A 14,718-nucleotide genomic window follows, 5' to 3' on the forward strand; every position below is an offset into this window, starting at 1 on the left:
CGCGCTCTACGATAAAAAGCCTGGGCCCCCGCTTTCGCGGGGGTTTTACGGTTTGGGGGTTGGGGCTGAGTCCCGACGCTTCCTAAATCCGCCTCCCTCGCCCTCGTGGCGAGGGCCCATGCCGGCAGCTGCTCAGACCTCGGCCGCCCTGCAAAAGTCTGAGCAGGCTGAACCCTGGATCCTGGGCACAAGGCCCAGGAAGGCGAAGAGGGGCGTGAGGATTAGGGGACCTTCCCCGTCAGCGCCTCGACCACCTTCGGATCAACCCACTTGCCCCAGGTCGGATCCAGCAGGCCGTAGGGCTCCACCGCTCCGGCCGTACGGTTGTAGCCGCCCGACTGCGTGCCGTTCAGCGGCCACCAGGCGAAGTCGATGCCGGTATCGCGCGCATACTTCGCCAGGGCCTGGACGAAGAGGATGCGGTCGTTCTTGCAGGGCTGGCCGTCGGGGCCGTTCTGGGTGCAGCCGCCCCACTCGCTCATATAGACCGGCGCGGTCCAGGGCTGGCCCGGGTCGCGCACGAAGCCCCAGCGCTCATGCGAGCGCAGGGCGAACAGGGCCGGATCGGCCAGTTCCTCGGGCTTGCGGTTCCAGGCGTAGTCGTGGGCCGCGTAGACCAGCTTGCCCGGAACCGACAGCGTCACCGGCTGCTCGCGCACGCCGGTCAGGTGGTTCTGGTAGTCTATGCCGCCGACCACGATCAGCAGCTTGGGATTGACCGCCAGCACGGCTTCCGCGCCCCGCATGGAGGCCGCCCACCAGTCGGTGCGCGGATCGCCGCCGCCCCAGACCGGCTTGAGGCCCAGGGACGGGTCGGGCCGGATCTCGTTGCGCAGTTCGGCGGCGACCACGAAGGGGCGGTTCGCATAGCGGGCCGTCATCGTCTTCCAGTCGGCCAGCCAGGCGCTTTCGGGATAGGCGGGCGTCCACCACAGGCCATCGCCATGGGCCTCGTCGCAGCACCAGTCGCCGCGGCTGCGATGGTTGTCGAGCACCACCATCAGGCCCTCGCGGCCGAAAGCGTCGACCACCGCATCGAACACCTGCAGCGCCGTCTTGCCCTTCAGCTTCGGATTGGCGGCCAGGAAGCGGTCCTCGACCACCGGGTCGCGCTCGACCAGCTCATTCGACCACGGCAGGCGCACCGAGTTGAAGCCGCCAGCCTTGATGGTCTTCACGATCGCGTCGAGCGGCTGCCTGTCCAGCCCGCCGACCACGAACTCGGCCGACTCCGCGCCGAACCAGTTGACGCTGACCAGTCGCACCTTCGTCCCCTTGGCGTCGACGATGTCGGGTCCTCGCGTGGAGAGCGGGTATTTGGGCGCGGCGAGCGCCGGGACAGCCAGCAATGCGCAGGCCAGGGCGGCCGCGAGGCCTCTAAGGAATGCCGACAAGAAAACGCTCCGCCACCAGCAAGGGACGGAGCGCATTCATCCTACAAATACCCTCGGGCGCAAGCGGCCCCTACTTCACCGTCTTGTCGACCGTCTCGCGGGTGACGGCGTGATAGAGCGGCCGGGACTCCGCATAGATGCGCTTGGCGATCGGCTGGCCCCAGTCGCCCTGGCCCCACAGCGAGACGAACAGCGGGGCGACGAACTTGCGGCGGCCCTGACCGGTCAGGAACTGCTCCAGCGACGGCACGGCCGGCTCGTAGCGGTTGGCGATGGCCAGTTGCAGCCAGGCGAAGCGGATCTCGCTGTTGCCCTGGGCCGAAAGACCGAAGGCGGCGTCGACAGCGGCCAGCTGGGCCGGCGTCAGCTTGCGCGGCAGTTGCCCGACGAACCGTACCCGCTCCGACGTGCCCCAGCCCTTCCAGGCCTCGACCGGCGCAACGCCGCCACCGGCGAAAGCCTTGGCGGCGGCGTCCACGGGCTCGAAGGCCTTGGACTGCACGTGGACGGCGTTCTCGGGCAGGCCCGGCTGGTAGATCCAGCGCTGGACGTCGATCTTCTTTTCCAGCGCCGCATCGCCCTTGAACAGGTTGGCGCGCAGGTCGGCGATGAAGCCCTCGGCGGTCTGCGGCTGGAAGGCGTGGCGGTCGAAATAGCCGCGCAGATAGGCGTCCCAGCGCTCGCGGCCGACCTCCTTCTCGATGGTGCGCAGGAAGGCCGCGCCCTTCTCGTAGGGGATGTCGGTCATGCCGTCGTCGGGATCGCGGCCGGTCAGGTCGATGTGCAGGCGGGTGTCGGGACCGGTCATGCCGCCGGCCTCCTCGATCGCCTCGTGCAGGTCGGTCCAGCCCAGGTCGGCCAGCATGGCGGCCGTGTCCTTGCCGTAGAGGGCCTCCATGATCCGGTTCTCGAAATAGACCGTGAAACCCTCGTTGAGCCAGAAGTCGGCCCAGGTGGCGTTGGTCACCAGGTTACCCGACCAGGAGTGGGCCAGTTCGTGCGCCACCAGGCTGACCAGCGAGCGGTCGCCGGCGATCACCGTCGGGGTGGCGAAGGTCAGGCGCGGGTTCTCCATGCCGCCGAACGGGAACGACGGCGGCAGCACCAGCAGGTCGTAGCGGCCCCAGCGATAGGGCCCGTAGAGCTTCTCGGCGGCCTCGACCATCTTCTCGACGTCGGCGAACTCCCAGGCCGCGGCCTTCAGGGCCGAGGGCTCGGTATAGATCCCGGTGCGCGGCCCCAGCGGCTGGAAGGCGAGATCGCCGATGGCGATGGCGATCAGGTAGGGCGCGACCGGCTTGTCCATCCTGAAGCGATAGGCGCGACCGCCGCCGGCGACGGGCTCGCCGTTGGGGGTCAGCATCTCGGCGCTCATCACCGCCTTCAGACCCTCGGGCGCGACGATGCGGGCGGTCCAGGTCTGGCGGATGCCCGGGCTGTCCTGGGTGGGGATCCAGGTGCGGTTGAGGATCGCCTCGCCCTGGCTGAACAGATACGGCTTGACCTTGCCGGCCGTCTGCGAGGGCGACAGCCATTGCAGGGCCGCGCCGTCGGGGGCGCTTTCATAGGCGACGACGATGCGCTTGGCGCCGGCCAGGGTCACGGTCAGGGGCGCGCCCAGATGCGGGTCGAAGGCGCCGAGGGTCCACTTCAGCGCCTTGCCTTGGGCGTTGGTGATCGACTTGATCTTCAGGCCTTTGGTGTCGAGCACGACTTCCTTGGCGCCGGGCGCGAGCTTGAGGTCGAGGGCGGCCTTGCCGACCATCTTCTTGCCCGCGAAGTCGGCCGTCAGGTCGAGATCGACGTGGGTGACGCGGGCGACCTGCGGCTTGGCGTAGGAGTGGATGTCCTTGGCGTCCGAGCGGGTGGACAGCGGCGCGATCATGGGCGCTTTCGCAGGAGCCGCCGAAGCCAGGGCCGGGACGGCGACGCCGCCGAGGAGCGCGGCCGCCAGCAGGGCGCGCGAGGTGTTCGAGATCAGGGACATGAGACGATGAATCCGTGGAAGCGGAACTTTGCGCCTCTTATTCCAGATACCGGGGCCTACAGATAGTCGAGCAGGCTCATACCCGTCTTGAGCGTTCCGTCCGCGCCGAACATCGAGGAAAGTTTGTCCGACAGGGTCTGCAGCGAGACCATCTTGTCGTAGAGGGCCGGGGTCCAGCCGACGGCCTCGCGCTCCTCGTCGCTCATCGAGACGTATTGCGAGACGAGGTTGCGGCCGAACACCGAGGCGTCGCCCGACTGCTGGGCCGACTTCCAGTTCGAAGAGACGCCCTCGCGGTTGCGCGCGCGCACCTCGTCGGCGGCTTCCTTGATCTCGTGCTCGGAGAACTGGCCGCCCTTGTTCAGGGCGATCGCTGACAGCGAGCGATCGTCGAAGCGGGTGAAGTCGATGGTTCCGGACTCGCCGTCGGTCGCCATGCCCTCCCCGGTCGCCAGCGAATACTGGCGGTCGAGCGCGGTGCGGACGTCTGAGGCCACGGCGTCGATGTCGCGCGAACGCGGATTGGCGACGACCCCGCCGTTTTCCTTGAGATAGGCGGCCACCGGATCGTCGGCGATGCCGGTCGGGGCGGTACCGGGCTTGGCGGTCGCCTGGCGCAGGCCCTCGACCAGGGCGGTCTTGGCGTTCTGCCAGGCCAGCGTCCCCTTCTCCTCGGTCCCGGCGGCCTCGTGGCGGGCCAGGGCGGCCTTGTAGAGGCCGGCATAGTCGCCGGTGACCCGGGCGTCGGCGGCGGGGCCTGCCAGAGCCTTGTCGAGACCGGCCTTCAGCTGGAGGCTGGCGACCACCTGCTCCTCGATCGGGAAGCTTCCGCCCTGGTTCGAAGCGACGGCGTAGAGACTGCGACGGTCCAGGCCAGAGACGTCGATCGTCGCCTTGCCGTCCTTCAGGGCGCTGGTCGCCTTGGCGGCCGAAAGCAGGGCGTCGAGGCTCTTGCGGGCGTCGGAGACCACGGTAGCGAGGCTACGGCCGTCGTTGCTCGCCGCAGCCAAGGCCGCCTGGGCTTCCGCCGACAGGGTGACGCTGACGCTGGACGCGCCGGTCTTGGCGGCTTCCGCCGCTTTTGCCTGCGCGGCGGTAGTGGTTCCCGTCTGGCTGCTCGTCGCGCCCGCATAGGCGTAGGCGGCGGCGTAGCCCTGAGAGCCGATCCTGGTCATCACGCACTCGAAGTCGATTCAACTGCGGGTTAACGTATCAGGTCGGATGTGATTTGAAATGTTTGGAAATCAGAAGCTTGGTTGGTTAACGGACCATCCGGACTCGTGGGCGTCGACGGCATCCCATTTCCCTCTCTCTTAGAGAGAGGGAGGGGCCCATGCGGAGCATGGGAGGGTGAGTGGTTACACCCTCAACCGGCGTGCCGGCACTTCGTCTGCAACATCGCTAAGATCGTCCAGGGGCTTCGCCTACACACTCACCCTCCCACGCCTACGGCGCGGGCCCCTCCCTCTCTCCATGAGAGAGGGGGCGGCGTGAGCAACCCCTCCAGGACCGATGCAGACGGGACTAGAGGGAGAACCTACCCCTCGTGACCCGGCGTCCGGGGCGTGGCCCAGGGTTCGGAGACGTCAGCCAGGGCCGCTTCCACGCAGTCGACGCTGACCCGCAGGTCGCCGCCGCCGGCGAAGGTCAGCAGGATCACGCCGCCCGGGGCTTCCGCGCCCGGCTCGAAGGCGACCGACAGCAGTTCGACCACCGCCTGCTTGGCGTCGCGGCGCAGGTTGCGGGCCTGGACGCCGGTGACGTCGCCCAGCTGCAGGGCCGAGCGCACGCGCTCGCCGCCCTTCTTCTTAGCCCCGGCTTCCCAGCGGAAGCGGTTGCAGGCCAGCGTCAGGGTGCGGGCGGCCGCGTCCCAGCGGATGTCGCCGATCTTGGCGACGGCGTCCTGCAACGCCGCCGAGATCACCGGCAGGTCTTCCGGCTCGTGGGCCAGCAGGCGGAGGGGCGCGGCGCTCATGCTCAGAGCTCCGGCTCGCCGTCGCCCTTGATGCGGCGCACCTGGGCCCCGCAGGCGCCCAGCTTCTCTTCCAGGCGCTCGAAGCCCCGGTCGAGGTGGTAGATGCGCGACACCACGGTCTCGCCGCGGGCCACCAGGCCGGCGATCACCAGGCTGACGGAGGCGCGCAGGTCGGTGGCCATCACCTCGGCGCCTTCCAGCTGGGCGACGCCGCGCACGCGGGCCTCGCCGCCGTGCACCGAGATGTCGGCGCCCAGGCGCATCAGCTCGGGGGCGTGCATGAAGCGGTTCTCGAAGATGGTCTCGCGGATGCGGCTCTCGCCGTTCGCCGTGGTCATCAGGGCCATGAACTGCGCCTGGAGGTCGGTGGCGAAGCCGGGGAACGGCGCGGTCTCGAGATCGACGGCGTTGAGGCGCGAGCCGTTGCGCTTGACGATGACGCCGTCCTCGGTGCGGACGACCGTGGCGCCGGCCTCCTCGAGCTTGACCGACAGGCTCTCGATCAGTTCGGGGCGGGCCTTGGTCAGGCGCACTTCGCCGCCGGCCATGGCGGCGGCGACGGCGTAGGTGCCCATCTCGATACGGTCGGGGATCACCGAGTGGGTCGCGCCGTTCAGGCGGGCGACGCCGGTGATGGTGATGGTGGGGGTGCCCGCGCCCTCGACCTTGGCGCCCATGGCGTTCAGGCATTCCTGCAGGTCGGCCAGTTCCGGCTCGCAGGCGGCGTTGCGGATCACCGTCACGCCGTCGGCCAGCACGGCGGCCAGCATGGCGTGCTCGGTGGCGCCCACCGAGATGATCGGGAAGACAATCTCGGCGCCCTTCAGGCCGCGCGGGGCCTGGGCGTAGACGTAGCCTTCGTGCAGGTCGATCTTGGCGCCCAGGGCCTCCAGCGCCTGAAGGTGCAGATCCACCGGGCGCGCGCCGATGGTGCAGCCGCCAGGCAGGCTGACCTTGGCCTGGCCCGAGCGGGCGACCAGCGGGCCCAGCACGTTGAACGAGGCGCGCATCTGGCGCACCAGGTCATAGGGCGCAAAACCGCTGGTGATCTCCGGCGCGTGCAGGATCGTCTGCTGGCCGTCGGGACCGTCGTCGCTTTCGGTGACGCTGACGCCGAGGCGCGTCAGCAGCTTGCCGAGGAATCGCGTGTCGGCCAGGCGCGGCATGTTGGTCAGCCGCAGCGGCTGATCCGTGAGCAGGCTGGCGGCCATCAGCTTGATGGCAGAGTTCTTGGCGCCGCTGACGGGGATGGTCCCGTTCAGCTGCGCGCCGCCGGTGATGGCGATGCGATCCAATGAAATTCCCTCGAACGCGCGGAAAAGCCGTCTTCCACGCGGGTCACATGTGAGGTCGCGGTTCTAACGCTTGCAAGGGGGCATGCAAGAGGCCGCGCCGATTCCTATTCCGAAGCCGATTCCGGCTTGGCCGACGCGCTGGCGGGCGCCTTGCGACGGCGGAGGTTGGTTCTCAGGGCCTGGGCCAGACGCGCCTCGCGTTCGGCTTTTTCCTTGTCCTGACTGGGGTTTGGCTTCGATGACTGACTCATGTGTCCACAGGTGAATTGCCCGCGACGTTCAGTCAACGCGATTTGGGCTTTGCAATCCCCGAAATCGTTGGCTATACGCCCCTCCTCGTCGCCGCCGTAGCTCAGTGGTAGAGCGCATCCTTGGTAAGGCTGAGGTCGGCAGTTCAATCCTGCCCGGCGGCACCACGGGGACCCAGACGGAAGTCTGGGTCCCCACCACACCCCTGAAATCGCAAAGCTTTCCCAACGTCAGGCGGCGCGATCGTTCGCGCGCGCGAAGTCGCGTCCGGACGGACAAAGCCGTCCGCCGAAGCTGGAAGCGCGCCATTTCTCCGGCCGGAATCGCCCGCCGGATCAGGAGCGGCCCGCCGGGCCGCCCCCTCTCCTCACGTCAGAACACGATCTTGCGGAAGCCGATGCGGAACACACGGCCCAGCGGATCGAGATAGTCGGGCTGGTAGGTCAGCGGCAGGGTTCCGTCGCTGCTGGTCACCTTGGTGCGGGCGTCGAACAGGTTGGTGACCTCGGCCGTCACCCGCGTTCCCCGCAGCCACGGATGCTTCTGCACCCACTCGCGGCGCTGCGAGAGGTCGGCGAACAGGCGCAGGTTCACGGTCGCCAGGTCGCCGAATTTGTAGTCCGGCGTCAGGCCGTTGCCCTTCGTGACCGTGCCGGACTCCCACTTGGCGTTGACGAAGCCGCCGACGCCGCGGCGCGAGGCCCCGACCTGCAGCTTGACCTCGTGCTCGGATTCGCCGCCGGAGCCGGAGATGGAATCCCCGTTCAGCAGGTCGAGCACCGACGAGCCGTCGCGGATCGTCACCTCGTCCTTCAGCCGCCAGGTGTGGGTCAGCGAGATGTTGATCAGGCCCTGGCCGGGCCGCATCATCACAGCCGGACGCCGCCCGCCGCCGGGAGGGCCGCCAGGACCCCCGCCCGGGGGACCACCGCCGGGACCGCCCATGCCAGGCGGAGGACCGCCGCCCTCGCCCGGAGGCGGACCGCCTCCTTCTCCCGGCGGCGGGCCGCCGTCGGGAGGACCGCCGTCCGGCGGGCCAAAGCCCTGGCGCGGCGGGAACTGCATGGGCTTGCCGAAGGCGCGCGAGAAGGTGAAGCCCCAGGCGGCCTCTTCCTTCACTTCGCGCGCCACGTTGATCGGCCGGGCGTCGATGCTGAGCAGGGTTCCGTCGGCGGATCGGGTGAAGCGCTCGGGCAGCGCCTCCTCCAGGCCGGCGGTGACGCTGGAGAAGCTGCTGATCCCGTCCAGCACCTCGGTGCGGGTCCAGTTCAGGTTCATCTGCAGGGCGTGCCTGGAGGTCGGGGTCCAGTTGACGCCGAAATGCAGGATGCGGCTTTCGGGCGCCTCCAGGTCGGCGTTGCCGCCGCTGGTCTGGGTGACCGACACCGTCTGGCCGGTGGCGTAGTCGAACACCGCCACGTTGGGCGTTGTCTGCGTCGGATCGTTCAGCTGCGACAGGGTCGGGGCCGTGGTCTTGGTGGTGTAGTCGCCGGTGAAGACCAGCTTCTCGACCGGCGTCCAGTTGAGGCCCGCGCCGAGTGTGCGCAGGGTCCCGAAATCCGACACCTGCGCGGCGGCGAGGTTGAGATTGGCCGAGACCGCGCCGAGCCGTTTTCCCACGCCCTCCCCCGCCGCGAGCAGCGGCAGGTCTAAGCTGGCCTGGACCGAGCCCTGGTCGCGCGACACCTCGCGGCTGGTGGAGACGCCTTCGACCAGGCTTTCGCTGTCGAGGCTGGAGTGATCGCCGCCGACCTTCAGCGACAGGCGCACGGCGCCCGCCGGCAGCCGCAGCAGCGACCCGTTGGTCACCACCTCTCCCGTCACGCTCTGGGCCACCGAAGCGGCGCGGGTCGGATCCAGCACCGAAAGGTAGGAGCCGAGGTCGCCGGAAAGATCGACCGTCCCGGCGTCGATCGCCGCATCCAGCGCCGTCGTGTCCAGACCTCGGCCGGTGACCGAATTGGTCTCCACCCGCTGATAGGCCAGGCTGCCGGTCGTGGCCCAGGAGCCGACGAAGCCGTCGACCAGCGCGCCGAGATCGGCGGTCGTGGTCTTGGTGCGCTTCTGGAGCGTGTCGGGCCGATCGACATAGACGTCGTCGGCGACCTCCGGCAGGCCCAGGCGGCTGCCCTGGTCCACCGCCTTGAGGCCGCCGCTGAGGGTCAGGCCGATCTTGTCGGTCAGGTCGCGCTTGACCACGCCCGACAGCTGGGCCTGGCGCAGGCGCGGCGCGAGCGTGCGGTTGGTGGTGACGCCGCCGCTTTCCGAGCGGTCGATGTCGCGCTCGTCCTCGTAGAGGGCCGACTGGTTCTTGAGATCCAGGCTCAGCGAGGTGCGGGCGCCGCCCTGGATGCGCAGGGCGTTGGTGCGCGAGCTGCCGACCGTGCGCCCGCCGCCCTGGGGCCGCTCGGCGTCGACCTGCTCGGACAGCGACCGGAAGCGCTCGCGCAGGATGATGTTCACCACCCGCTGGTCGGCGCTGTAGCCGTAGGCCAGGGCGGTCTGCTCGGGCAGGATCTGGAACTGCTCGATGGCCTCGGTCGGCAGGCCGCGCAGTTCCTGGAAGCCCGAGATGCGGCGGCCGTTGATCAGGAACACCGGCGAGCCGCCGCGGGCGCTGGTGGTCTGGGCTTCCAGCAGTTCGATCAGTTCGTCGACCGTGGCCGCGCCGAAGGCCTGGATCTGCATCGGGTCGTAGGCGACCAGCGGCGTCTGGCCGCCTCGCGCCTCGCCGCGCTTGGTCGCCTCGACCACCACGCCGGAGACGTCGGTCGGCGTCGCGGCTGGAGCCGCGTCCGGGGCCGTCGACAGGGCGGCTGCGGCCAGAATGACAAACGGTGCGACGGCCATGGTCCCTCTTCGTCCAGGATGAGCGAAGCAGGGCTCCTAAGGCGTAAGTTGTGCAGCACCATCACCGGACGGAAACAATCACGGCGATGCTTCGGATCGTCGTTCGGGCCACGTCAGGCGCGCGGCGATGATCTCGCGACCCGCGCGGAAGTCCGGACTCGGATGAACGGCCGAGCTTGACCGTTTTCGCAGACCGCGCGGGAAGCTTCAGCATAAGTAGAAACACGAAGTACTTAACGCCGATTAACTTGAAACAACTTCATACGTAGACTTTACGACATAGATAACTGGCTACCTCATGCGCTGTCCTGCCGCATTACGCGAGTCGGGCGGGCCTTATACACATGCATTAAGCATATCGTTTAACCAAAGCTGTACGGGGGAGCGTCGATGACGTTCGATCTCGCCCGCCAGGCCATGTGCTTGGCGGCCATCGCGACCTGCTGCCTGCTCGCCGCCCCGGCCGCCGCCCAGGTCCTGGAAATCGGCGACGAAGGCCAGGTCACCCGTTTCGACGGTCCGGCCGTCTTCACCGGCGAAGCGGTCGAGGCGATCGCGCCGCCGCCCGTCGCCGTCGTCGAGACCGTGGCCAGCGAGGCCGTCCGGCGCGAACTGCACGCCGCCGCCGCCGACTACGCCCTGGATCCCAAGCTGGTCGAGGCCGTGGCCTGGCGCGAGAGCCGCTTCCGCCCCGCCGCCCGCTCGCGCAAGGGCGCCATGGGCGTGATGCAGCTGATGCCGGCCACCGCCCGCGACCTGGGCGTCGATCCCTCGGACATGGCCCAGAACATCAAGGGCGGGGCAATGTACCTGCGCCAGATGCTCAACCGCTTCGGCGGCGACGTGAAGCTGGCCCTGGCCGCCTACAACGCCGGCCCCGGCGCCGTCCTCAAGCACGGCGGCGTGCCGCCCTACGCCGAGACCCAAGCCTATGTCGCCTCGATCCTCGGCCGCATGGCCGTGGCGGCGCCCGCCCTCGCCCTCCCCGCCCTCGGAGCCCCCAACTGATGCGTAAACTTGTAAGCGTTCGCGCCGCCGCCCTGGCGACCGCCCTCCTCGCCGCCGCCAGCCAGGCCCACGCCCAGGCCGCGCAATCCCAAGTCACTTTGGCCGACCCGCAAGGCTCGTCGGCCGTGCTGTCGGGGGTGCTGTGGCTGCAAGGCACGCTGATGGGCAACGTCGCCACCGCCGTGGCGGTGATGGCCGTGGCCGCGGTCGGCTTCATGATGCTGACCGGGCGGATGAACTGGCGCTACGGCGCGACCGTCATCCTGGGCTGCTTCATCCTGTTCGGCGCCACCACCATCGTCAGCGGCATCCGCACCGCGGCGGGCGCGTAGAGCCCGATGGCCGCTCCCCTCGATCGCGACGTGGTGTTCGGGGCCCTGACCCGGCCCCAGATGTTCGCCGGCGTGACCTACAGCTACTTCGTCGTCAACGGCGTGGTCACGACCGAGCTGTTCCTGATCACCAAGTCGTTCTGGGCCCTGCTCGCGGCGCTGGTGGTCCACGCGATCGGCTACGCGGCCTGCCTGCGCGAACCGCGCATCTTCGACCTGTGGCTGGCCAAGGTCAGCCGCTGCCCCCGCGTTCCCAATTTCCGGGCCTGGCGATGCAACAGCTACCAACCGTGAATCCGAAAAAGGAAGCGTCGGCCGGCAAGCGCCTGCCCTACGCCCGCCACCTGGACGCGCGGACGATCGAGACCCGCGACGGGCTGCTGCTGCAGGTGATCCACCTGGCCGGCCTGCCGTTCGAGACGGCCGACAGCGAGACGCTGAACTACCGCAAGGCGGTGCGCGACGTGATGCTGCGCGGCCTGGCCAGCTCGCGCTTCGCCGTCTACCACCACATCATCCGCCGCGAGGCCAGGGTCGGCACGGAGGGCGCGTTCTCCGACGCCTTCAGCAGGCAGGTGGACGCCGACTGGAGCGACCGCCTCGCCGGCCGCAAGCTCTACGTCAACGACCTCTTCCTGACGATCGTGCGCCGGCCGCTGCAAGGCCAGGGCGGGCTGATCGACAGGGCCCTGCGCCTGGCCAAGGGCCCAGCCCAAACCGCCGGCCAGAAGACCCAGGACCGCCGCGAACTCGACGCCGCCCGCGACAGCCTGGTCTCGGCCCTGGCGCCCTATGGCGCGCGAGTGCTCGGCCAGTACGAGGGCACGAACGGGACCTGCTCGGAGCCGCTGGAATTCCTGTCCTGCCTCTATAACGGCGAGATGCGCCCGGTGCTGGCGCCGGAAGGCGACGCGGGCGAGTACCTGCCCTACCGCCGGGTCAGCTTCGGCCACGAGACACTGGAGCTGTCGCGGGCCGGCGCCCTGGCGCGCGGCTTCGCCTCGATCGTCTCGGTCAAGGACTACCCGGCCCAGACCACGCCGGGGATGCTGGACGACCTGCTGCGCCTGCCCTGCGAGATGGTGGTCACCCAGAGCTTCGGCTTCGTCGATCGCCAGCCGACGCTGGACAAGATGAACCTGGCCCTGCGCCGCATGCGCGCGGCCGACGACGACGGCGTCAGCCTGAAAGCCGACCTGATCCGCGCCAAGGACGACGTGGTCAGCGGCCGGGCCGCCTTCGGCGAGCATCACCTGTCGGTGCTGGTGCGCGGCGAGAGCCTGGAAGGGCTCGACCAATCCACCGCCGAGGTGCTGTCGGCCTTCACCGAGATGGGCGCCATCGCCGTGCGCGAGGACGTCAATTTGGAGCCGGCCTTCTGGGCCCAGTTCCCGGGCAACTTCAAGGACATCGCCCGCCGGGCGATGATCTCGACCGCCAACTTCGCCGGCTTCGCCAGCGGCCACAACTTCCCGGTCGGCAAGGCCCTGGGCAACCACTGGGGTCCGGCGGTGACGCTGCTTGAGACCACCTCGGCCGGGCCGTACCACTTCAACTTCCACAAGGGCGACCTTGGGAACTTCACGATCATCGGCCCGTCGGGCTCGGGCAAGACCGTGGTGCTGAACTTCCTGCTGGCCCAGGCCCAGAAGTACCAGCCGCGCACCGTCTTCTTCGACAAGGACCGCGGGGCCGAGATCTTCCTGCGCGCCATCGGCGGCCGCTACGAGGTGCTGCGTCCGGGTCAGGCCACGGGCTTCAACCCCCTGGCGCTGGAAGACACGCCGGCCAACCGCCGCTTCGTCGCCGACTGGATCGCGCGCCTGGTGTCGCAACCGGGCGAGAGCCTGACGCCGGACGACCTGGCCCGCATCAAGGACGCGGTCGACGCCAATTACGACCAGGCGCCGAAGCTGCGTCGCCTGCGGTTCTTCGCCGAACTGTTCAAGGGCTCGCGCCGCCCGGACGCCGCCGATCTGGCCGCGCGCCTGGCGCCCTGGCACGGGACCGGCGAGCACGCCTGGCTGTTCGACAACGCCCAGGACGGCCTGGACCTGTCGGCCGCGACGCTGGGCTTCGACATGACCCAGCTGCTGGACGACCCGGCTCTGCGCACTCCGGCCATGATGTACCTGTTCCACCGCGTGGAGCAGCGCCTCGACGGCCACCCGACCCTGATCGTCGTCGACGAGGGCTGGAAGGCGCTGGACGACGACGTGTTCGTGGCCCGGATCAAGGACTGGGAAAAGACCCTGCGCAAGCGCAACGGCCTGGTCGGCTTCGCCACCCAGTCGGCCCAGGACGCCCTCGAAAGCCGCATCGCCAGCGCCATCGTCGAGCAGGCCGCCACCCAGATCTTCATGGCCAATCCCAAGGCCCAGGCGAAGGACTACTGCGAGGGCTTCGGCCTGACCGAGCACGAGTTCGAGCTGGTCCGCAGCCTGCCCGACACCGCCCGCTGCTTCCTGATCAAGCACGGCACCGACAGCGTCGTGGCCCGCCTGAACCTCTCCGGCTCGCCCGAACTGCTGACGGTGCTGTCGGGACGCGAGAGCACGGTGCGCCGGCTCGACGCCCTGCGCGAACATCTGGGCGACGCGCCCGAGGCCTGGATGGCCAAGCTGGTGAGGGACGCCGCATGACCCCCCCCCTTCAAGCCTTGGGCGCCTGTCCCGCCGCCGACGCGGCCCTCGTGCAAGGCCTGATCGGTTCGGTCGACTGCCAGGTGCACGGCCTGGCCCAGGCCGGCTACGCCGCCCTGGCCGCGCCCGGCTCGCCGGTCTCGACCCTGCTGACGGTGCTGATGACCGTCTATGTCGCCTTCATGGGCTACCGGCTGGTGCTCGGCCGCGGGTCCTTGCGGATCGGCGACGCCACCATCGCCGTGGTCAAGATGGCCCTGGTCGTGGCCCTGGCCACCAACTGGGCGCTGCTGGAGACCCTGGCCTACGACGCCCTGTTCAAGGCCCCGGCCGAGCTGGGCGCCCTGCTGCTGGGCCAGCTGAGCGGCGAGGCCGGCAAGGCCGATCCCTATCTGCGCCTGCAGTCGGCCTACGACGTCCTGCAGCAGGCCGCCCAGCACTTCGCCAGCCGGGCCGGCGCGCGCGACACCGCCCTGCAGGGCGGGCCGGGCTTCGCCGCCTTCGCGGCCAATGTCGGCGGCCTGGTCATGCTGCTCACCAGCCTGGGCGCGGTCCTGGCCTGCAAGGTGGTGCTGTCGATCCTGCTGGGCCTGGCCCCGCTGGTCGCCGGCCTGCTGCTGTTCGACGCCACCCGCGGCCTCGTCGAGGGCTGGATCAAGGCGATGATCGCCCTGGCCCTGCTGCCGATGGTCGCCACCCTGGGCCTGGCGCTGGAACTGGCGATGATGACCCCGTCGCTGAAGGCGCTGGCGGCCATGAAGACCGCCCAGCAGTTCGCCGAGCTCGACATCGGCCCGGCGGTCACGGTCCTTGTGCTGAGCCTGGTGTTCGCCCTGGTGGTGACGGCCGCCGCCATCGCCGTCTCGGTCATGGCCGCCGGCCTGCGCCTGCCACGCGAACGCTCCCGCGACCAGGCGGCCTCTCCCTCGATCGGCGCCGGCCAGACCGCCGCGCCGCTGGAGCCGCCCTCGCGCGCCGCCAACGTG

The 14,718-nt window shown here is 69.5% G+C and carries 11 protein-coding genes and 1 tRNA gene; 6 read left to right on the forward strand and 6 right to left on the reverse strand.

From position 1 onward, the window contains the following. Positions 1-221: 221 nt before the first annotated feature. The 5 genes from DMC18_RS09495 to murA all read right to left on the reverse strand — a co-directional run bounded on the left by DMC18_RS09495 (position 222) and on the right by murA (position 6,651). A complete protein-coding gene (locus DMC18_RS09495; RefSeq protein ID WP_158285886.1) occupies positions 222-1,394 on the reverse strand; it encodes a glycoside hydrolase family 5 protein in 1,173 nt (390 codons plus the stop codon). Positions 1,395-1,464: 70 nt separating this feature from the next. Beyond that, positions 1,465-3,381, reverse strand: coding sequence for a M1 family metallopeptidase (locus DMC18_RS09500; protein WP_110121862.1), 1,917 nt, complete (start codon positions 3,379-3,381; stop codon positions 1,465-1,467). 56 nt (positions 3,382-3,437) lie between these two features. After that, positions 3,438-4,556, reverse strand: a complete 1,119-nt coding sequence (locus DMC18_RS09505; RefSeq protein ID WP_110121863.1) for a hypothetical protein — start codon at positions 4,554-4,556, stop codon at positions 3,438-3,440. 362 nt (positions 4,557-4,918) lie between these two features. Continuing rightward, entirely contained in the window at positions 4,919-5,356 is a 438-nt protein-coding gene (locus DMC18_RS09510) for a DUF2948 family protein (protein WP_370444057.1), read from the reverse strand. Between the two features lie 2 nt (positions 5,357-5,358). Continuing rightward, positions 5,359-6,651 carry a UDP-N-acetylglucosamine 1-carboxyvinyltransferase gene (gene murA, locus DMC18_RS09515; RefSeq protein ID WP_110121864.1) on the reverse strand — a complete coding sequence of 431 codons (1,293 nt, stop codon included), beginning with the start codon at positions 6,649-6,651 and terminating at the stop codon, positions 5,359-5,361. 341 nt (positions 6,652-6,992) lie between these two features. Here murA and DMC18_RS09520 point away from each other — a divergent pair. Next, positions 6,993-7,067, forward strand: a tRNA-Thr gene (locus DMC18_RS09520). Between the two features lie 205 nt (positions 7,068-7,272). Here the strand turns inward: DMC18_RS09520 and DMC18_RS25970 are convergent. Continuing rightward, complete coding sequence (locus DMC18_RS25970; RefSeq protein WP_158285887.1) at positions 7,273-9,750, reverse strand: TonB-dependent receptor; 2,478 nt, start codon at positions 9,748-9,750, stop codon at positions 7,273-7,275. A 390-nt stretch (positions 9,751-10,140) separates the two neighbouring features. Here DMC18_RS25970 and DMC18_RS09530 point away from each other — a divergent pair, with 390 nt between their 5' ends. The 5 genes from DMC18_RS09530 to DMC18_RS09550 form a co-directional block, all read left to right on the forward strand. Next, positions 10,141-10,758: a lytic transglycosylase domain-containing protein gene (locus tag DMC18_RS09530; RefSeq protein ID WP_110121865.1), complete on the forward strand. Its 618-nt coding sequence runs from the start codon at positions 10,141-10,143 to the stop codon at positions 10,756-10,758. Next, positions 10,758-11,090 (forward strand): TrbC/VirB2 family protein, encoded by a 333-nt coding sequence (locus tag DMC18_RS09535; protein WP_110121866.1) that lies wholly within the window; start codon positions 10,758-10,760, stop codon positions 11,088-11,090. Before DMC18_RS09530 ends, DMC18_RS09535 begins: the two co-directional genes overlap by 1 nt. A gap of 6 nt (positions 11,091-11,096) precedes the next feature. Beyond that, positions 11,097-11,384: a type IV secretion system protein VirB3 gene (locus DMC18_RS09540; RefSeq protein WP_110121867.1), complete on the forward strand. Its 288-nt coding sequence runs from the start codon at positions 11,097-11,099 to the stop codon at positions 11,382-11,384. Next, entirely contained in the window at positions 11,381-13,732 is a 2,352-nt protein-coding gene (locus DMC18_RS09545; RefSeq protein ID WP_233245366.1) for a VirB4 family type IV secretion/conjugal transfer ATPase, read from the forward strand. Before DMC18_RS09540 ends, DMC18_RS09545 begins: the two co-directional genes overlap by 4 nt. Then, positions 13,729-14,718, forward strand: a 990-nt coding sequence (locus DMC18_RS09550) for a type IV secretion system protein (protein ID WP_146218028.1), incomplete at its 3' end; no start/stop codon positions are given. The genes DMC18_RS09545 and DMC18_RS09550, both read left to right, overlap by 4 nt.

The sequence above is a fragment of the Caulobacter sp. D5 genome (assembly GCF_003185805.1).
In the GTDB taxonomy this organism is placed as follows: domain Bacteria; phylum Pseudomonadota; class Alphaproteobacteria; order Caulobacterales; family Caulobacteraceae; genus Caulobacter.

What these genes read in the sequence shown, in the direction of transcription:
- DMC18_RS09540 (WP_110121867.1), top strand. Translation starts at nt 11,097, where the DNA reads ATGGCCGCTCCCCTCGATCGCGACGTGGTGTTCGGGGCCCTGACCCGG.
- DMC18_RS09535 (WP_110121866.1), top strand. Translation starts at nt 10,758, where the DNA reads ATGCGTAAACTTGTAAGCGTTCGCGCCGCCGCCCTGGCGACCGCCCTC.
- DMC18_RS09530 (WP_110121865.1), top strand. Translation starts at nt 10,141, where the DNA reads ATGACGTTCGATCTCGCCCGCCAGGCCATGTGCTTGGCGGCCATCGCG.
- DMC18_RS25970 (WP_158285887.1), bottom strand. Translation starts at nt 9,750, where the DNA reads ATGGCCGTCGCACCGTTTGTCATTCTGGCCGCAGCCGCCCTGTCGACG.
- DMC18_RS09505 (WP_110121863.1), bottom strand. Translation starts at nt 4,556, where the DNA reads ATGACCAGGATCGGCTCTCAGGGCTACGCCGCCGCCTACGCCTATGCG.
- DMC18_RS09500 (WP_110121862.1), bottom strand. Translation starts at nt 3,381, where the DNA reads ATGTCCCTGATCTCGAACACCTCGCGCGCCCTGCTGGCGGCCGCGCTC.
- DMC18_RS09510 (WP_370444057.1), bottom strand. Translation starts at nt 5,356, where the DNA reads ATGAGCGCCGCGCCCCTCCGCCTGCTGGCCCACGAGCCGGAAGACCTG.